14 protein-coding genes are annotated in these 17,839 nt (G+C 33.1%); 7 read left to right on the top strand and 7 right to left on the bottom strand.

Features of this window, described 5'->3' with window-relative positions:
• Together Q1A73_RS09205 and Q1A73_RS09200 are read left to right on the top strand one after the other, a co-directional pair.
• A complete protein-coding gene (locus tag Q1A73_RS09205; protein WP_299604476.1) occupies positions 1-627 on the top strand; it encodes a carotenoid biosynthesis protein in 627 nt (208 codons plus the stop codon).
• The gene (locus tag Q1A73_RS09200; RefSeq protein ID WP_299604473.1) at positions 628-1,770 is read left to right on the top strand and encodes a lycopene cyclase family protein; all 1,143 of its coding nucleotides are present in this window, start codon (positions 628-630) and stop codon (positions 1,768-1,770) included.
• Here Q1A73_RS09200 and Q1A73_RS09195 read toward each other — a convergent pair.
• Positions 1,767-2,819, bottom strand: a complete 1,053-nt coding sequence (locus Q1A73_RS09195) for a transglutaminase-like domain-containing protein (protein ID WP_299604471.1) — start codon at positions 2,817-2,819, stop codon at positions 1,767-1,769. The two genes, Q1A73_RS09200 and Q1A73_RS09195, sit on opposite strands and share 4 nt — an antisense overlap.
• A gap of 74 nt (positions 2,820-2,893) precedes the next feature.
• Entirely contained in the window at positions 2,894-3,628 is a 735-nt protein-coding gene (locus tag Q1A73_RS09190) for a TerB family tellurite resistance protein (protein WP_299604469.1), read from the bottom strand.
• A gap of 199 nt (positions 3,629-3,827) precedes the next feature.
• Here Q1A73_RS09190 and Q1A73_RS09185 point away from each other — a divergent pair, with 199 nt between their 5' ends.
• From Q1A73_RS09185 to Q1A73_RS09170, 4 genes are all read left to right on the top strand, one after another.
• Complete coding sequence (locus tag Q1A73_RS09185) at positions 3,828-4,238, top strand: BrxA/BrxB family bacilliredoxin (RefSeq protein WP_299604466.1); 411 nt, start codon at positions 3,828-3,830, stop codon at positions 4,236-4,238.
• A gap of 183 nt (positions 4,239-4,421) precedes the next feature.
• Positions 4,422-5,189, top strand: a complete 768-nt coding sequence (locus tag Q1A73_RS09180) for a lysophospholipid acyltransferase family protein (RefSeq protein ID WP_299604463.1) — start codon at positions 4,422-4,424, stop codon at positions 5,187-5,189.
• A 2-nt stretch (positions 5,190-5,191) separates the two neighbouring features.
• Complete coding sequence (locus Q1A73_RS09175) at positions 5,192-6,193, top strand: acyl-ACP desaturase (RefSeq protein WP_299604461.1); 1,002 nt, start codon at positions 5,192-5,194, stop codon at positions 6,191-6,193.
• Between the two features lie 8 nt (positions 6,194-6,201).
• Positions 6,202-6,855, top strand: coding sequence for an HD domain-containing protein (locus Q1A73_RS09170; RefSeq protein ID WP_299604459.1), 654 nt, complete (start codon positions 6,202-6,204; stop codon positions 6,853-6,855).
• Positions 6,856-6,946: 91 nt separating this feature from the next.
• Here Q1A73_RS09170 and Q1A73_RS09165 read toward each other — a convergent pair whose 3' ends face one another.
• The 5 genes from Q1A73_RS09165 to Q1A73_RS09145 form a co-directional block, all read right to left on the bottom strand.
• On the bottom strand, positions 6,947-10,492 hold the full coding sequence (locus Q1A73_RS09165; RefSeq protein WP_299604457.1) for a discoidin domain-containing protein: 3,546 nt from the start codon (positions 10,490-10,492) through the stop codon (positions 6,947-6,949).
• Between the two features lie 66 nt (positions 10,493-10,558).
• A complete protein-coding gene (locus tag Q1A73_RS09160) occupies positions 10,559-12,565 on the bottom strand; it encodes a M12 family metallo-peptidase (RefSeq protein WP_299604455.1) in 2,007 nt (668 codons plus the stop codon).
• A 622-nt stretch (positions 12,566-13,187) separates the two neighbouring features.
• The gene (locus Q1A73_RS09155) at positions 13,188-13,568 is read right to left on the bottom strand and encodes a hypothetical protein (RefSeq protein WP_299604453.1); all 381 of its coding nucleotides are present in this window, start codon (positions 13,566-13,568) and stop codon (positions 13,188-13,190) included.
• Between the two features lie 244 nt (positions 13,569-13,812).
• Complete coding sequence (locus Q1A73_RS09150) at positions 13,813-15,564, bottom strand: AraC family transcriptional regulator (protein WP_299604451.1); 1,752 nt, start codon at positions 15,562-15,564, stop codon at positions 13,813-13,815.
• Between the two features lie 51 nt (positions 15,565-15,615).
• On the bottom strand, positions 15,616-16,689 hold the full coding sequence (locus tag Q1A73_RS09145) for a PA0069 family radical SAM protein (protein WP_299604448.1): 1,074 nt from the start codon (positions 16,687-16,689) through the stop codon (positions 15,616-15,618).
• 125 nt (positions 16,690-16,814) lie between these two features.
• Between Q1A73_RS09145 and Q1A73_RS09140 the strand changes: the two genes are divergently transcribed.
• Positions 16,815-17,810 (top strand): TIR domain-containing protein, encoded by a 996-nt coding sequence (locus tag Q1A73_RS09140; RefSeq protein ID WP_299604447.1) that lies wholly within the window; start codon positions 16,815-16,817, stop codon positions 17,808-17,810.
• The last annotated feature ends 29 nt before the right edge of the window (positions 17,811-17,839 follow it).

Here is a 17,839-nt window from a genome sequence, read left to right as displayed (position 1 = left end):
ATGACAGCAGAAAGAAAGCAAATTATATCATTCGTTGTAATCTGGTTATTTACTGTTTCTGGGATTATTGGTATTCTATGTGGTTACGAAGATTGGTTCTTACCACTAACTCCTTTGAATTTATCAGTTTATACCGTGCTAATTTTTTGGATGTCTAATACAAGGAAACGATTGATTATTGCAATGTTAATCCCCTTTTCTATTGGTATGATAACAGAATATTTGGGGGTCAATCATGGATTGATTTTTGGAAATTATCAATATGGTGATAATTTAGGTAGTAAAGTTTTAGGCGTTCCGTGGATAATAGGGGTTAATTGGGCTCTTTTGGTGTATACCTCTGCTGCAATTGCTAAAAAAATACACTCTAATATATTTATCGCTTCAGGTTTGGGAGCATTGTTGATGGTAGCGCTGGACATAATTATAGAGGTTTCTGCTCCTAGGTTTGATTTCTGGGAGTTTGATAAAGGTATAGTACCTATCCAAAATTATATAGGTTGGCTAGTTACCGCATGTATTGCTCAAGTTTTATTTCAAAAAGCTTACAAAACCTTGCAATACACATTGTCAATTCATATTTTCATAGCAATATTTATATTTTCTACTACATTTTTGTTTTTCTAGATGCAGCGATATGATTACATCATAATGGGTTCTGGAGCTTCCGGATTAATGTTAGCTTATCATATGGCAATGGATTCGTTTTTTGAAAAAAAACAGATTCTTCTCATTGATAAAGAAGAAAAAAATCAAAATGATCGTACTTGGTGTTTTTGGGAGAAGGAAGCTGGTATTTGGGATCCGATAGTTAGTAAAAAATGGGAAAACGTTTTTTTTGGGAGTACTCATTTTTCTGATACGATTAACATCACACCGTATATCTATAAATTGATAAGAAGTAAGGATTTTTATGAGTTCGTGTTCTCATTTTTGAAAAATAAACCGAATATAGAAATAGTATTGGAAACCGTTAAGGGATTTGTGGATGAAGGAGATATCGTTGAAGTAGAAACGGATAAAGGATTTTATTTAGGTTCTACTGTTTTTAATAGTATACTTTTCTCCTCAGCGTATAAAAATCAAAACAAGTATCCATTATTGAATCAGCATTTTGTAGGTTGGTTTGTGAAAACCGATACACCTGAATTTGATCATTTAACGGCTACATTTATGGATTTTGAGGTAGAACAGAAAGGAAATACTAGATTTATGTATGTTTTACCATTTTCTAAAACTGAAGCTCTATTCGAATATACACTCTTTTCTAAAGACCTTCTTTCGGAGTCAGCGTATGAAAAAGAAATAGAATTATATTTAAGAGAAAAGGGGATTCAAACGTATGAGATCACCGAGAAAGAAAAAGGATGTATTCCGATGACCTGTTATCGGTTTAATAAACAACATACTAGGAATGTTATTTATATTGGAACCGCTGGTGGATGGACTAAAGCGAGTACTGGTTTTGCATTTCGAAATACAGAAAAAAAAGTCAGTCAATTAATAAAAAATATAAAACAAGGAGGAGAGTTGTCTAAATTTGATAAGCGAACCAAGTTCTGGTATTATGATTTATTGTTTTTGGATGTTTTGTCCCAAGAAAATCATAAAGGTTCGGAGTTATTTTCAAGATTGTTTAGAAATAATGATACAGAAAAAATTCTCAAATTTTTGGATGAAGAAACTTCGTTTTTAGAAGATCTAAAAATAATGTCTTCTATGCCTGCTGTAAAGTTCTTAAAAACAATTTGGGCTAGATTGGTTTCTTAATTAAAATCCTTTGCGATTTTAAAACCTACCATAGGAATTTGATTTATGAATACTATAAGTTCCTTTGGATTGGGTTCTGAAATAGTTACTTCAAACTGAATGACTCCATTTTCAGGTTTGATATCACCTTGGTAATTAAACTGTCTGTTATTTATCGTATAAATAATTGAATTTACAGCTTCATTATATGTTATTTCAAATTTTACGATTTGAGAAGTATTAACATCTAAAATTCCAGTTGATGGAGAAATTAAGCTAAAGTCTTTTGCTTTTTCATGTTGATAGAAAAGCGGAGCATCTAAAAATTCTTTTTTGCTGATCGTTTTTGGTAATAAGCTGTTTTCATAGAAATCTGGATAATGACCTTTTATAAAAAGTTCCGCAGGCATTCCAAAATAATCATAATTTGTTTCTTCTATAAATTCTTGTGTTTGGATATTATAATAACCTGTGCTTCCCCATGTGGCATCAATGAGATATTTTTTGAAATCAATTTCTATAATATTCCATGCATGATCAACACGATATTCTCTTCCAATATGTGGTATTTGGTTTTTAGCAGTTCCTAGCACATAAAAACAAGTTATACCAAGGTGGTCACAAACATCTTTAAAAAGTTGTGTATATCCTTCGCAGACTGCGATTCCAGTAGAAACAACTCTTTTAGAGATTTTCTCTCTATATTTTTTCTCTGTTTTTAGATGTTTTTTAGAACCGGATTTAGTCTTATCATATTCTATGTAATTGGAAGATCTAAAACTTGGAAAAGGATTATAACTTACAGATTTGTAGGAGTTAGCATAATCAGAATAAAACTTTCCTGATTCATTATAGTCATAGGATATATTTTTTGTGATCCAGGAGTAAATAGCTTTGGCCTGATCTAGTTCTGTTTTAAAATCTTTAGCTATTTGATCAGCAAGTTTTTTAGGAGTTTTGAAGGTAGTAGGGTATTTATGAACTATAGCCTCTATTTTGTCAAAATCCTGACCATAGATATTAAGTGCCGAAAACAGGCTTAGTAGGAAGAAAATTAGTGGCTTATACATACAATAAATGTAGCATCAAAAATTAAACCAATTAAAATACAACTATTCATTATATTTTAAAAGAGATTGTTTAATTATGTTAGGCCTCGTTCTTTTTGGATTTGTTCATAGGCTTTTTGTACTTCTTTGAACTTTTCTTCTGCGCCTTTTATATGCACCGGATCCATATGCTGTACTTTGTCTGGATGATATTTTTTTACCATGGTCCTGTAAGCCTTTTTTACTTCAGCATCAGTAGCATTTTTATCAATTTCTAAAATTTTGTATGCGTGATTACCTGTTTTAAAAAACATGGCTTTAATACTTTCAAAATCACTAAAATTAATCCGCATAAAACCAGCCATTTTCTGAATTTCTCTAGCTTCGGCTTCGCTTACGTTACCATCAGCATTGGCAATTCCAAAAAGAAAATGAAGTATTTGTAATCGTGCCGCATAACGAGTACGTTGTGTTAAAAACATACAAATACGCTGAGCAGAAATCTCTCTGTTCTTAATAATTTCATTAAAAGTTCTAAACGTTGCATTAGCACGTTCCTTTCCGTAGGCACTAACGAAATATTGACGAACGTAATCTAATTCTGTTTGATTTATACGACCATCGGCTTTGATTACGATTGAAGAAAGAGAAAGTAAATTAAGTTCAAAATCTCCTGGACTCACTTGCTTGTCTTGGGTAAAAACGTTTGTAAAACTTCCTGCGCTTTTACTGGTTCTTCCATCCAACAGACTACCTAGTATAAAACCAAGTATGGCTCCAGGAACCTTAAAAAATATTCCTCCTAATATAGCCGCAAACCATTTAATCATTCATGAAAAATTTAGGTGTGTAAAGATAGTTGAATTATTTACACGATTTTTAAGTATACTATATTAGTATTACCACCGAGAATTTTGTTACGAAAAGTTAGTTTTTGTTTACTTTTCCGACTACTTGGCAGTCATAGGGATATGGTACATTATTTGTATCTTTGTCTTAAAATTTAAAATAAAAAAATAGTAAAGAAATATGTATCCAGCAGATTTAGTAAAGCCAATGCGCGAAGACCTAACTAATATAGGTTTTGATGAATTACAAACAGCTGCAGATGTTGATGCGGCGATAGCAAAAGAAGGAACTACTTTGGTAGTAGTAAATTCTGTTTGTGGTTGTGCAGCGGCAAATGCAAGACCAGGTGCAAAAGCATCTTTAGCAAATGATAAAAAACCTGATAATTTAGTAACAGTATTTGCAGGAGTGGATAGAGAAGCTACTGATAAAGCTCGTGGATATATGATCCCATTTCCACCATCTTCTCCGTCAATGGCATTGTTTAAAAATGGAGAATTGGTGCATATGCTAGAACGACATCATATCGAAGGAAGACCTGCAGAGATGATTGCAGAAAATCTTAAAGATGCTTACAACGAGCATTGTTAGGAGTTAGTCACATAAATTCAAAAAGAAAACCGTCTGTATAGCAGACGGTTTTCTTTTTGAATGGCAATTTTTTTGGAATAATTTTCTAGAATTTTAGACATCGTAATTTTATGCGTTAAAGAATTGGCGTTCTAAAAATAATATCAGACCTTGCACAACTGTAACACAAATCAAAATCATTAATTGCTAAGAGAAGTTATGGGGGCATTAAAAAGGATCGTTTCGTATCCGCTTTCAGTAGTTTTCTATCTGTTTTTTGGACTTACCCTATTAGTTTTCCAACCATTACAATGGTTAGGACTTAAGCTTGGAGGGGCAAAAGGACATAGAGGAGTTGTCAATCTAATGAACCTTTGTTTATTGAGGTGTTTACACTTTTTAGGAGTAACATTTAGTTTTAAGAATATACATAAATTACCAGAAGATCGTTCTTTAATTATTGTTTCTAACCATCAGAGTATGTTTGATATTCCATTAATATCTTGGTACCTGCGTAGACATAAACCAAAGTTTATTTCGAAAATTGAACTAGGAAAAGGAATACCAAGTATTTCTTTTAATTTGAAATATGGTGGTCATGCATTAATAGATCGAAAAAATGCAAAACAGTCGATTCCAGAGATCTCAAGATTTGGTAAGACGATTGCTAAAAATAAATTTGCTGCTGTTATTTTTCCAGAAGGTACAAGAAGTAGAACTGGGGAACCCAAAGAGTTTGCATCTACTGGATTAAAAATATTGTTCAAAAATGCACCAGATGCGTTAGTAGTTCCAGTAACTATTAACAATAGCTGGAGATTAGTAGAGCATGGTAATTTTCCTATGGGAATAGGTTTACATCTTACGTTAGAAGTAAAAGAACCTGTTGCTGAAGAAGGATTGACAAAAGAAGAAATATTAGATATTACTGAAAAAAGAGTAATCTCTACCATAAAAACCCAAATATCATAATCATGGCTATAGACAACATTAGATTAGAAGTGATGCAATTATTGGAAAAGAAGATAGAATCTTTTATAGATACTTATCTAATTCCGATTGATCAGGTATGGCAGCCTACAGACTTTTTGCCTGATTCCCAGAATGAGGATACCTTTTTTGATGAGGTAAAAGAGTTAAGAGAGTTGGCGAAAGAACTTCCATACGATTTTTGGGTAGTTTTGGTAGGAGATACTATTACTGAAGAAGCGCTTCCGACCTATGAGTCTTGGTTAATGGATGTAGAAGGAATTAATCAACACGAAGGAGAAGGTGGAAATGGTTGGTCTCGTTGGGTGCGTTATTGGACGAGTGAAGAAAATCGTCATGGAGATGTACTAAATAAGTATTTGTATTTATCGGGAAGAGTGAATATGATTGAAGTCGAGCGTACAACTCAGCATTTAATAAATGATGGTTTTGATATCGGTACGGATAGAGATCCTTATAAGAACTTTATCTACACAAGTTTTCAGGAATTGGCAACTAATATTTCTCATAGTCGTGTAGCTAAAATTGCCAAAGGCTATTCTAACAAGTCTTTAGCGAGAATGTGCAAGATTATTGCAGGAGATGAGATGCGTCATTTTAATGCATATAGTGATTTTGTAAAGAATATATTCGAGGTAGACCCTAGTCAGATGATGGTGGCGTTTAAAGATATGATGAAGCATAAAATTGTAATGCCAGCTGTATTTTTAAGAGAGTCTGGAAATTCTATTGGTAGTGCTTTTGAGGAATTTTCGAATGCGGCTCAGCGATTAGGAGTATATACTTCTCAGGATTATATAGATATCATGCAGCGTTTAATCAATAAATGGGAGATTGATAAACTGGTAGATTTAACGGATGAAGCTGAAAAAGCACGTGATTTTGTGATGAAGTTACCAGCACGTATGCAACGTATCAATGAGAGGTTAGTAGTTCCTCAAGAAGTGTTCAAATTTAAATGGGTAGAGCCTGCTATGGTAAAATAAGGTAGCGTATGAATAATGATGAAATTATACAGAAAACTGTTGATTTTGTAAAACATACATTGCGTAATGCCGAAGGAGGTCATGATTGGTTTCACATAGAACGGGTTTTTAAAACATCTACAACCATAGCTAAATCTGAAAATGTGGATGTTTTGGTGGTTTCCTTAGGTGCTTTATTACATGATATTGCCGATTCTAAGTTTCATAATGGCGATGAAACTGTAGGGCCAAGAGTAGCAAAAGATTTTTTAGAAAGTGTAAGCGTAAATAACAGCATTATTGATCACGTGATCAATATTATCGAAAATATCTCTTTTAAAGGAGGAAACGTAATACAAAAATTTAAATCTCCAGAATTAGATGTAGTTCAGGATGCTGATCGTTTAGATGCTATTGGTGCAATTGGTGTTGCCCGATGCTTTAATTATGGAGGTTTTAAAAATAGAGCACTTTACAATCCTGATATTAAACCAAATCTTCAGATGAGCAAAGAGGAATATAAAAAATCCGAAGCTCCGACTATTAATCATTTTTACGAAAAATTATTATTACTTAAAGATCGAATGAATACTGAAACAGGTAAAAAGATAGCAGAAAAGAGGCATCTCTTTATGGAACAGTTTTTAGATCAGTTTTATCTGGAGTGGGAAGGTAAATCTTAAGTCGTACTCTAAAAAAAGAGTCTAAATATTGCTATTTAGACTCATCATTGTACAATAGTTTAAAGCTTGTTATTGCTTTAGAGTTTGGTTGTTATTTTTTGAATATTTTTATTCTTTTTTGAACGTTATCTTTTTCTAGTTGTAGAATATAAAAACCAGTATTTAGGTTCGGCGCAAGAATTTTTATGTCGTCTCCATCCCTATTGGTTTTGACTTTTTGGATACCCCCATCGGTTCCAAAGAGTTTTATAGAACGTACTGCTTGTTTAGAGCTAATTCCTTTAACAATAATTTCATCTTTAAAGGGAATAGGGTATACCTTAATTCCTTCAAAATTATAAGAATCTACTATTGGTGGAGTAGGAGCCGTATTAGTTGTGTTATATGTTGTTGGAGTATTGTTAGTAGCAGACGGAAGGTATCTCACCGTAAGTTCGGCAACGGAAGCCCAACGTTTTTCGTCTACTTCTGAAAGGGCTCTAAAATAGATATAACGAGTGTTAAAGGAATCAAATTCTACGGTTTGTTTTAAGCTTGATTTTTGAAAACTTCCAGCAGAGAGCTCCTTCCAGTCATTGCCATCCCAACCAAATAATATATAATCTTTTACCATTCCGGTAGTTCCGTTTTGTCTTCCTTGATAGGAGAACCCTACTAATTCTTTTGCTTGTCCTAAGTCTATGGCAATAAAATGAGGGTGTGATGTATTGTCATCGTACCAGTTGCTATGCCAATAAGTGTTTGGATCTCCGTCAGCAGCTTTTTCTTTGGAATGATCTGCATTGGTAGTTTCTTCACTATTGGTATCATAGACGATACAGCCTTTACAATCTTCGACTACATCATTAATTGCTATTGCAACAGTATTTGAAAATTCAGAATAACTGTCCGTATCGTAGGCTCTAACACGATAAGAATAAGAACCATTAGGAACGTTTTGATCTGTAAATGTCTCTACTCCAGATCCAACAAAATCAATACGCTCAAATCCATTACCATCATTTCGTTGAATGGTAAACCCATTTTCATTATTAGAGTTGTCTTTCCAATTTAGCGTAACATCATTTTGATTTGCTTGAGCGGTTAGATCACTTGGCGGTGTAATTTCATCGGGATCTGTATTTCCTATTGTTACCGCAGCAACATTAGAAAATTCAGAATAGTTGTTGGCATCATATGCTCTTACACGATAAGAATACGATCCATCTTGGAGGTTTTTGTCTGTATAAGTTTCTATTCCGGTTCCAACAAAATCAATCCGTTCAAAACCGTTTCCATCATTTCTTTGAATGGTAAATCCATTCTCATTATTAGAATTATCTTCCCAAGTCAGAGTAACATCTGTTTGATTTGCTAGTGAAGTAAGATTTGTAGGCGGGTTAATTTCATTAGGATTAGAGTCTTCATTATAAAGATCAGATTCCCAAATTCCACGCCCATAGGTGGATACTCGTATTTTTCTTGTAGGATAATGGATTTCGAGTTCTGTGGTTTGTACTCTAGGGAGATTGGTAGAAAAAGGAACCCAGGAATTAAGATTATCGTTTGTATAATATACTCCAGATTGCATCCCTACATACAGGCCATTTGCACTGGTATCATCAAAAACAAGGCATTGTACTGATATTTGAGGAAGATTTCCTCTAATATTTGTCCAAGAACTTCCAGCATTTGTAGAGACGTAGACTCTAGAACCTGTTGCAGCTAGCGCCACTCTTTCAGGATTGTTTGGATCTACAGTTATGAAATTTACATTTCCGCTAAAATTGCTTACTTCAGTCCAATTAGGCGAATTACTTTGACCGTTTTTGGTTCTCCATACCCTTCCTTCTTGTGCAATGTAGATATAGTTGTTGTTGGATGCAGCTATTGCCATTTCATCAAGATTTCCTCCAACATTTATGCTCGAAGTGATATTTCTCCAACTTCCATTGCTACCACCGTTGTTACTTCTATATAGATCTCTGTACCCTACGTAGATTTTGTTATTATTAATTGGATCCATCATGAATGGAGTAACCCATTCACCACTAAAGTTTCCTGGTTTACTAATATTTCCTATGCTATTCCCTCCATTGGTACTTTTATATAAAGACCCAAATTGAACAGTTCCGTAAACAATATTTTTGTTTTTATGGTCTATGAAACATTCCATACCATCTGCTCCAAGCCATTCTTTAAATTGTCGATTTGCTCCATTCATGATATTGGTACCATTGTCTTGTGCTCCACCAACGATCATGTTAGCATCGGTAAAGGCACCGCCAAATCGATAATATTGTCTAATGGCAAGTCCGCCTTGAGTAAGATCTGCCATATTGTTTCCCCGATCTCTACTTCTAAAAATCCCACCATCACTACCAACGTAAATGGTTCCATCTACATATTGCATTACTTCGATGTCGGCATGTACATAAGATCGATCTCCTGGATTACTCCATGTTGCGAGTGTAGAAAATGTGACTCCACCGTCTAAAGATCTGGAATAATTCATACCTCCTACATGAACCTCATTAGCATTAGTGTCTGATACAGCAATAGCCATATCACGCGAAGCTTGTGTAAAGTATACCTGATTGGTACTGCTCGATGTTGCTCGAGTAGTAAAACTAGAACCTCCATTTAAGGAACGATATAGGTTGCCAAAACCACTTCCTCTTTTTTGTACGAGATATATGGCATTTGGATTTGCAGGAGTTACAGCCATTTTCATTCGTTCACTTCTATCGATACCATTGGTAATTCTGCTAAATGAACTACCTCCATTGGTTGATCGGTAAAAGCTGTTTCCACAAGCATATACAACATCGGTATTACCAGGTTTAAATTCTACATCTTCGGCTCTGGTATTTAGTACGATACTAAAACTTGATCCACTGTTGTTAGATCTGTACAAAGCTTTTGTGGTACCTACAAATATTCTACTACTATTAGGGTGAATAAGAATCCTTCTTGGGGTCCCGCTTACTCTTTGAATTTCTGACCAGGAAGATCCTCCGTTTGTTGATTTTAGAATTTGACCAGCAGAATTTCCAAGATATACAATGTTTGAATTGTTGGGATCAATAGCGATGGACCAAATAGACATACTAAACATTTGATCTCCTATTGGACTCCAGCTTTGTCCAGCGTTTGTGGATTTCCAGATTCCTCCTCCTGGAGATCCTGCATACATTAGTTTTTGCTGAGAAGGTTCAACTGCAAATGCCGTTACTCTACCTAAACCTGGAGTCCAGCTTGAGGTGCGCGTCCAATTAAAAGGTCCAAGTTCCTGCCAACCACTGTTTCTTTGATTATTTTGGATGTTAGTTTTAGAATTATTCTGAAAGGATTCATAGAATTTTCTGGATTCATCAAGAACTTTAGCATCACTAATTATGTGTCCTTTGGAGTCTGCATTTCTTTTTGCCCAGTACAGGCTTCGCATGTATAATTTATATCCACTTCCTTTACCTTTGTCCTTGTTCCTATAATAGGAATTACCAATACGTTCTAGTTTGGATACTTTAAGGTTTTCTTCTTCAAGAAGTTCATAAAATTCTTGAGCAGAACTTTGAAAAAATACAGTGTTAATAATTAGAAATACTAATACGTATTTCCATTGTTGTAAAATGAGTGAGTTACTTAGTTGAGTCATTTTTTTGGGTTTTAAGAAGAGGTGTTTGATGGTATATCAAACACCTCAGAATTTGTTGAATAGATTTTATTGCACTTCGAGTTTTTTAGTGGTTATTTCGCCTCCGCTAATAATTTGTATAAAATATATACCAGTGTTTAGAGTATCAATATTGATTGTCTCCTTTAAGTGTTGGATGGACGATTTTTGTTGAATAGTTTTTGAGAAAATGTTTCTTCCTTGTAAACTGTTAATGTTAATTTTAATAAGATTGTTTTTAGATCTTTTTATTTCTAGAGTAATAAAACCCTTTGCCGGATTCGGATAGATTAAAATTTCATCTATTGAAGATATTTCTGGTTTTTCAACAGTTTGGTTTGTAGATGGATCTTCAGCACAAGTTGCAATTTCTATCCATTCTGATCCATTCCATTCAAAGGCTTTTCCTTGATATACCACTTGATCTCCAGAAATATAATTAGTGTTTTCAGACCATGGATCAATTCCAAAACATGGATCGTTAGTATTGATATCACAGTTTAACAATTCCCAGTCATTACTTTCTGTTCGTAACCATACATTGCCTTGGTAAAGGACAACATCTCCAGGTTTATAATCTGTATTATTTGTCCATGGTATCGCTCGAGAACAAGGATCTGAAATACATTCGCCTAGATCAATCCAACTATTATTAGTAGTTCGTTCGAATAATCTACCTTGATAGGTAACTTGATCGCCAGCAACATAGTTAACGTTACCTGACCAAGCGTCAATTCCAGTACAATTTACTTGATCTCCATCTCCTCCATTATCTCCATCGCTATTACAGCTACCCACACAGTTGGCTCTTCTTATATTACTTCGAATAAGGTCGCCTGGCTGTGGACCGAACCCTTTTCTAAGATTCGTTCCAGCGTTGGTTAAATGGCAATAACTCATAATGGTCCCTCCATTTGAGGGTATTCCTGGTCTTCCACAACTTCCTTCTGTAGAATAACAACCATCTATTGCGGTATTATTTCCATTCCAAACACAAGAATGAGTGTGGTTAGATCCAAAGTTGTGACCTAATTCATGAGCGATAGTGGAGATGTTCCAGGAGTAGGTAGGCACATTTTGATAGCTTCTATTAATGCCCGTTAGTCCGTACCTATACGAACCACAAAGAGCATTTAACCAAGCAACGCCGCCAGAATAATTATAAGTAACAAAGTGTGCCAGATCTCCATTAAACCCATTTTGATTTCGATAGTTTCGATAACTATCAAGGCTATTAAAGGGATTAGATGTGGTCCATGAGGTAAGGCCAGACAATTTTATTTTGATGTCTTCATTAGCATATAGTATTGCAACTTGGTTAAACATAGCCTCAACAAAGTTTGCTGCTGACTGACTTCCTCCTTTGTCACGTACTACATCATTAGCAATATCAAAAAATATTTCAGGACACTTTACTTGATTTGAAGCAGGCGGTTCATTATCAACTGTATCATTGTTTCCGCTTTTTTGATGTACATCAGTAATTTGACAAATAAAATCATTAAGATGACTTATATCTTTATCCTCATAAAGAATATGGTCTGTACTATTATCTAATTTGCCGAGAACGAGGTCACTCTGACTTCCTTCTACGCTAATGATTCCAGAAATTTCGCCATCATATATACTAATAGCAGCAATAGAGTTAGGACTGTTTTTGACAATACCTTGATAATGAACAATTTTTTTTTCTGGTGAGATTACCTTTTTCGAAGGCATTTCCGTAATATAAAAGTCATCCGTTTTGATATTGGTTTTTACCAATTCTAATAGCATTGATGACTTTTTTCCTGGTAGCATTAAATTAATAGCTTCTGGAGAAGAAGAAATCATCTTTTTGTTAAACTCAGTATTTATAGAAAGAATAGAATGGTTCTTGAATTCTTTTGGGAGCGTAGTATTTGATTTTTCTGTTTTTAAGTTTAATAATGATACAGTTTTAAAGAATGTGCCTGATGATTTTGCATTTTGAACACGGGTTTTTGGATTATGGTTTTGGGCAAAAAAAGATGTGGTGATGCTTAGCATCACAAAAAGTGTAAAAATACCTTTCATAGATTTTGGTTTTTAAGAGTTAAATATTGAGTATTCGGTAACTTCTAATCATGTAGTTGGAATACACGATTTTTCAAAAAAGAGGTAATGATTTAGCCTTCCCTTCTTATTTTGAAATCGATTTAGACCTACTGATACATTTATAGAAATGATCTAAGTCTATCTGATGTTTTTCAAATAAATAGGAAAAGATTAAAACTGGTCTTTTTTATTTTTTGTTAAGTGAGATCAACAGGTGTTGATGACAACTGTCTTAATGATGAGATAAATTTTCATTTTGAGGTTTTAAGGTTATTTAGTAAGAGTTTCGTTTTGAAACATTTGAAATATTGGTTAACCAAAAGTACGATTTTTTTACATAATATAAATTAGGTGAAGTTAAATCTATATTAACTGTTTTGATCTTAGAAATCGTAAAAGAAGATTTTTGTCTAAAGACATTTATAAAGTAAAAGGCAGACGATGATGAGTCGTCTGCCCTTGGTATGACAAAGTTCGTTTTTTGATTGAAAGATTGATTGTTCGTTTTTTGATTATGCGAAAATGCTAACTACAAATTCTACCACGAATAGAAAGTAGTTTAGTATAAAATCGATCAACAGTTTTGTAAGTGCTATCATGATTAATAATTTATATTCCCGTTATTGATTGTTACTAGTTTTGAAGAACTTTGATCAACAAACTCTAAAGTAAATCTGTCGATTTCTTTATAACCATCCACTTTTTTTAGTAATAGTTGGTTAATCCTCTTAGCTTCAGAATTGAGATCGGTGTATTTACAATTCTTTAGTTCATATTCAGCGGTTTCTGTTGAAATTTCCCTTTCAGAAGTAGCTAAACCTTTTACGTATAGAAATTGTTTTATCTGATCGCATTCACAGTTAGATTCTAAAACCTTTAAAATAGCATTCGATTTATCTTCTACTTTATGTCTTGTAATAGTTGCATATGTAACTACTCCAGCGACAATACCGATTGAAAATAAAAGAAGTTGCTTTTTCATTTATTAATCTATTTGATGTACTAAGAAATTAATTGATTGATGATTCAAAGTACCTTTAAAAAAAACCTAATAACAAGAGAAGTAACCCTATTTTAAAGAAAACAGGTTGTCTTTTTGTGTTTCAAAGTATTGAAAATCAAGTTTTTATTTTGTTTATACGTGTGTTTTATTAGGAATTACGGGAAAGCCCTATATTTATAAATTTAGGGTGTTTAAAGATGTTTTAAGCTTAGAAATTAAGAGTCTACTTTTTAGCTTTCAATTGTTTTATGTAAAACGAAGGGAGTAATCCAGTATGAATTTTAAAGTATTTTGAAAATGAGTCAGCACTTTTGTATCCCACTTCTTTTGCGATTGATTTAATGGAATATGATCTGAATTTAGAATCATTCTTTAATCTTACAATCGCATAGTTTATTCTAAGATCATTAATGTATGTATTAAAGTTTTTATTAAAGTGAACATTAATGACTTTGGATAGGTAAGAGGTATTCGTATTGATTTTTTTCGCCACATTATACAAATTACATTCAGTTTTTAAGTAGTATTCCTGATCTTCTACTTTTTTAAGTCCGCTAAGAATCTGATCATATAACTCCTGATTAATATCTAATTCACTGGATTGAGAATCCAATTTGCGATCTTTTGTATCGATTACTCCTTGATTAATAGCGGTGGACTTATTGATCACCTCAGTGGAATTAACGACTTGTTCCCTTTGCTCGATTTGGGCAAATAAAGCTTCGAATTTTTTCTTATTTTTCTTTTTTACTTTTTGAAATAATAATAAAATAACTAGTAAGCTTATACCGAATACTGCTAGACCAATTTGAGAATACGTAAGCCTATTTTTTTGTCGTTTTTTTTGATTCTCCAGATTATCGATTTCACTTTGATACCCTTTCATTGTAATATCCTGAACTTTTCTAGAAGCTATAGACTTTTTATTATTTAGTTTGCTTAAACTTAAAATATGTTTTTCATAATATTCATTAGATTTCGCTAAGTCACCATTTTTTTTATAAGATTGTCCCAAGAGCTTATAACATATGCTCAGTTCGTCAGAATTAGAATATTTTTCGGTAAGTATTTTTAAAGATTCCTGAAGTACATCAATACTTTCATCATATTTTTGTTGTTCCAGTTTACAGTTACCGATCAAGTTTAAAATTTTACCTAAAAACACAATATCATTAGCCTGATAGCAGAGAGCTTTTGCTTTATCTAAATAAAAAAGACTTTTCTCATAGTTCTCCCTTTGTTTATAGATAATTCCTCTATGCATCAATAGATCAATATGTATATTATCTATTTTTACTTTTTCGGTAAATTTTAAGCCTTCATCGTTATAATATAATGCTGAGTCTAAAAGATTTAGTTTGATATAGGCTTCACATATTCTTGCTTTGTTGAGCATAGGAACGTGTTTGGCAAACTCCCCTTCTCCAGTAGCCAGAATTTCATCACTTATCTTAAGTTCTTCTAACGCTTGTCTAGGATCTCCAGAACGTAATTTAACAAAACCCAAATTTGTTTGTAAAGCCCATAGTGCATAAGGATAATCAATTTCTTTTGCAATGTTTAAAGATTCATAGTATGAGTTCGCTGCATTGTCATACTCTTCTATGTCGAAATAATGGTTTCCTTTTAGTTTTATAAGGTCTACAATGGTTTTTTTGTTAATATCGTATTGCTTTGCTAGAATAATAGCTTTATCCAAATATTCAATGGCGGCACTATTATTTCCTTCATTAAGATTAGCTACACTTAGGTTTTCTAAAGCAAGTATCATGTGTATTACATCTTCACTTTCTAAAGCGGTTTTGTACAAAAGATTACTTACAGAAATAATTTCGTCGATATTATTTTCTTCCAAAGCTTCCAACTGAAAACGAATATCGTCAATACTTTTATCGACTAAAATTTCATCAATCTGGGCTGTGATTTGGTTAAAAATCAGTAAGGTGTAAACGATAAAGAAATGATGAAATCTCATAAAGAATGGCCCAAACCTTTGAGTTATGCTCCAAAAATAACCAAAATAGCTTCAAAATAGCTTTAATTGCCCATCTTTATGTTGCCGATGCAATTCGCAATTTAAATTAGATCGTTGATGTTGACTAAAATATTTTTTTCTTGCAATAGTAAATAGTTGATGAATTTGTTCTGCGATTTTTCCACTTCCTTTCATTCTTCTTCCGTATTCACTATCATTTAGGTTACCGTTATGGCATTCCATAATTTGATGTAGAATTTTATCCTTTCTATCTGGAAGTTTGTGTTCTAGCCATTTTGTGAATATTTTTCCAATTGCTCCATTTAATCTAACAATCGTGTAACCAATATTCTTAGCTCCTCTTAGAGAAATTTCCTTAGATAGATCTAAAATTTCATGACTGTTAATAGAAGGAATAATGGGTGCCATCATTACATCAGTGGGAATACCCAAAGTATTTAGTTTTTCGAGAGTTTCTAATCTCTTTTTAATGCTTGCGGTTCTGGGTTCTAAGATTCGACGTGTTTGCTCGTTAAGAGAGGTAATGGACAAAAAAATGGAGACTAAATTATCTTTGGCAAGTTCTTGCAAGATATCAATATCTCTCTGAATTAGAGAGTTTTTGGTAATGATTCCGACGGGATGTTTGTACTTTAAGAAGATTTCTAAAAGTTGTCGGGTAATTTTTAGTTCTTTTTCAATCGGTTGATAGCAATCTGTATTACCAGATAGTGCGATGGGATATGCCTCCCAATGTTTACTTTTTAGTTTTTTTTCAAGGAGTTTAGGAGCATTTTTTTTAACCAATATTTTAGTTTCAAAATCTAATCCTGCTCCATATCCCCAATATTCGTGGGAATTTCTGGCATAACAATAAATACATCCATGTTCGCAACCTTGATACGGATTTAAAGAATACAACATTCCAACATCTGGACTATTTACCTTATTTACAATAGACTTCGGATAGGTTTCAATAAAAGTGGTTTTCTGATTTAGAATGGTTTCTCCTTCTTTGGCTAGATAATTCAAAAAATCATCCCTTAGTTCATGTTCATCTTCTAAGAATCGATTATGGACTTTTTCTTGTGCTCCTCTTCCTTTTATGTTCTGTTTCGGTTTCAAAAGGTATCTTTTTTACGGTTTAAAAGTAAAACTTTTGTTGGAATATTTCCAATAAAAAATGGAATATTTCCAAATAAAGAAAGTAATTTTGTAATAGTCGGATTTAGGTAAAAAAATAGTCAGTGATGAAGAATAGAAGTTATGAATATGATGTGGCTTTATCCTTTGCAGGAGAGAATAGAGCGTATGTAGAGAAGGTGGCAAATAGTCTAAATAAAAAGGGTATTAAGGTATTTTATGACTTATTTGAAGAAGCGAATTTATGGGGAAAAAATTTATATGAATACTTATCAGAGATTTATCAAAGTAAAGCAAGGTACACCGTATTATTTGTATCCAGTTTTTACAATAAAAAATTATGGACGAATCATGAGAGAGTTTCGATGCAAGCAAGAGCATTTCAGGAAAGCAGGGAATATATTTTACCTGCAAGATTCGATGATACAGAAATCCCTGGAATTCTTAAAACGATCGGTTATATTAATCTGGAAAACAGAACTCCTGAAGAATTAGCCATTTTGATCGAAAATAAATTAAAAAAGGATCAAACGTTTTTCAGAAATCGATGGTCGAAACTCTCTACCATGATCAACCCGAAACCGTTTATTTTTACTTTAAAAATAATAAATGAGAAAGAAGAGTTTATTAAACACGCCAAAGTGGTGTTGATGGCCAATAACTCTACTTATTTGGAAGGTTTTACAGATGAGAATGGGTTAGCACATTTTGTGATAAGGACCAGAAAGTTATACACTGTTTTAGTAGCACATTCAGATTATCCAGCTGTAGTTTTTCATAATGTCAATCCAAAGGATGATATAGAGGTGACTATTGAGAAATCTGAAAACACCGGTTCGTTGATTATTAATAAGTCGGGACAAATCCCTGGACTAACTGGCAAAGTAGAACCAGCAATTAGTACAGATGAAAAGTTGTCAATATATGCTGATAATATTGCAATAGAAGGAGGTAAGAATCAACCCTATAATATGGATTTGGATGAATCAGTTACTTTAGAAGATAAGGAAGGAAATATCATTTCGTTGATATTTCGGTTTTTTCAAGGAAGAATTGCTCTAATCGATTATTACAAGAAAAGTGCGGTAAGACAATTTTTATAAAAGTAGATACCAATATTTTTTGTAGTTAT

Source organism: uncultured Aquimarina sp. (genome assembly GCF_947492115.1).
Classification (GTDB): Bacteria; Bacteroidota; Bacteroidia; order Flavobacteriales; family Flavobacteriaceae; genus Aquimarina.
This window is presented reverse-complemented; position numbering and strand designations above follow the sequence as displayed.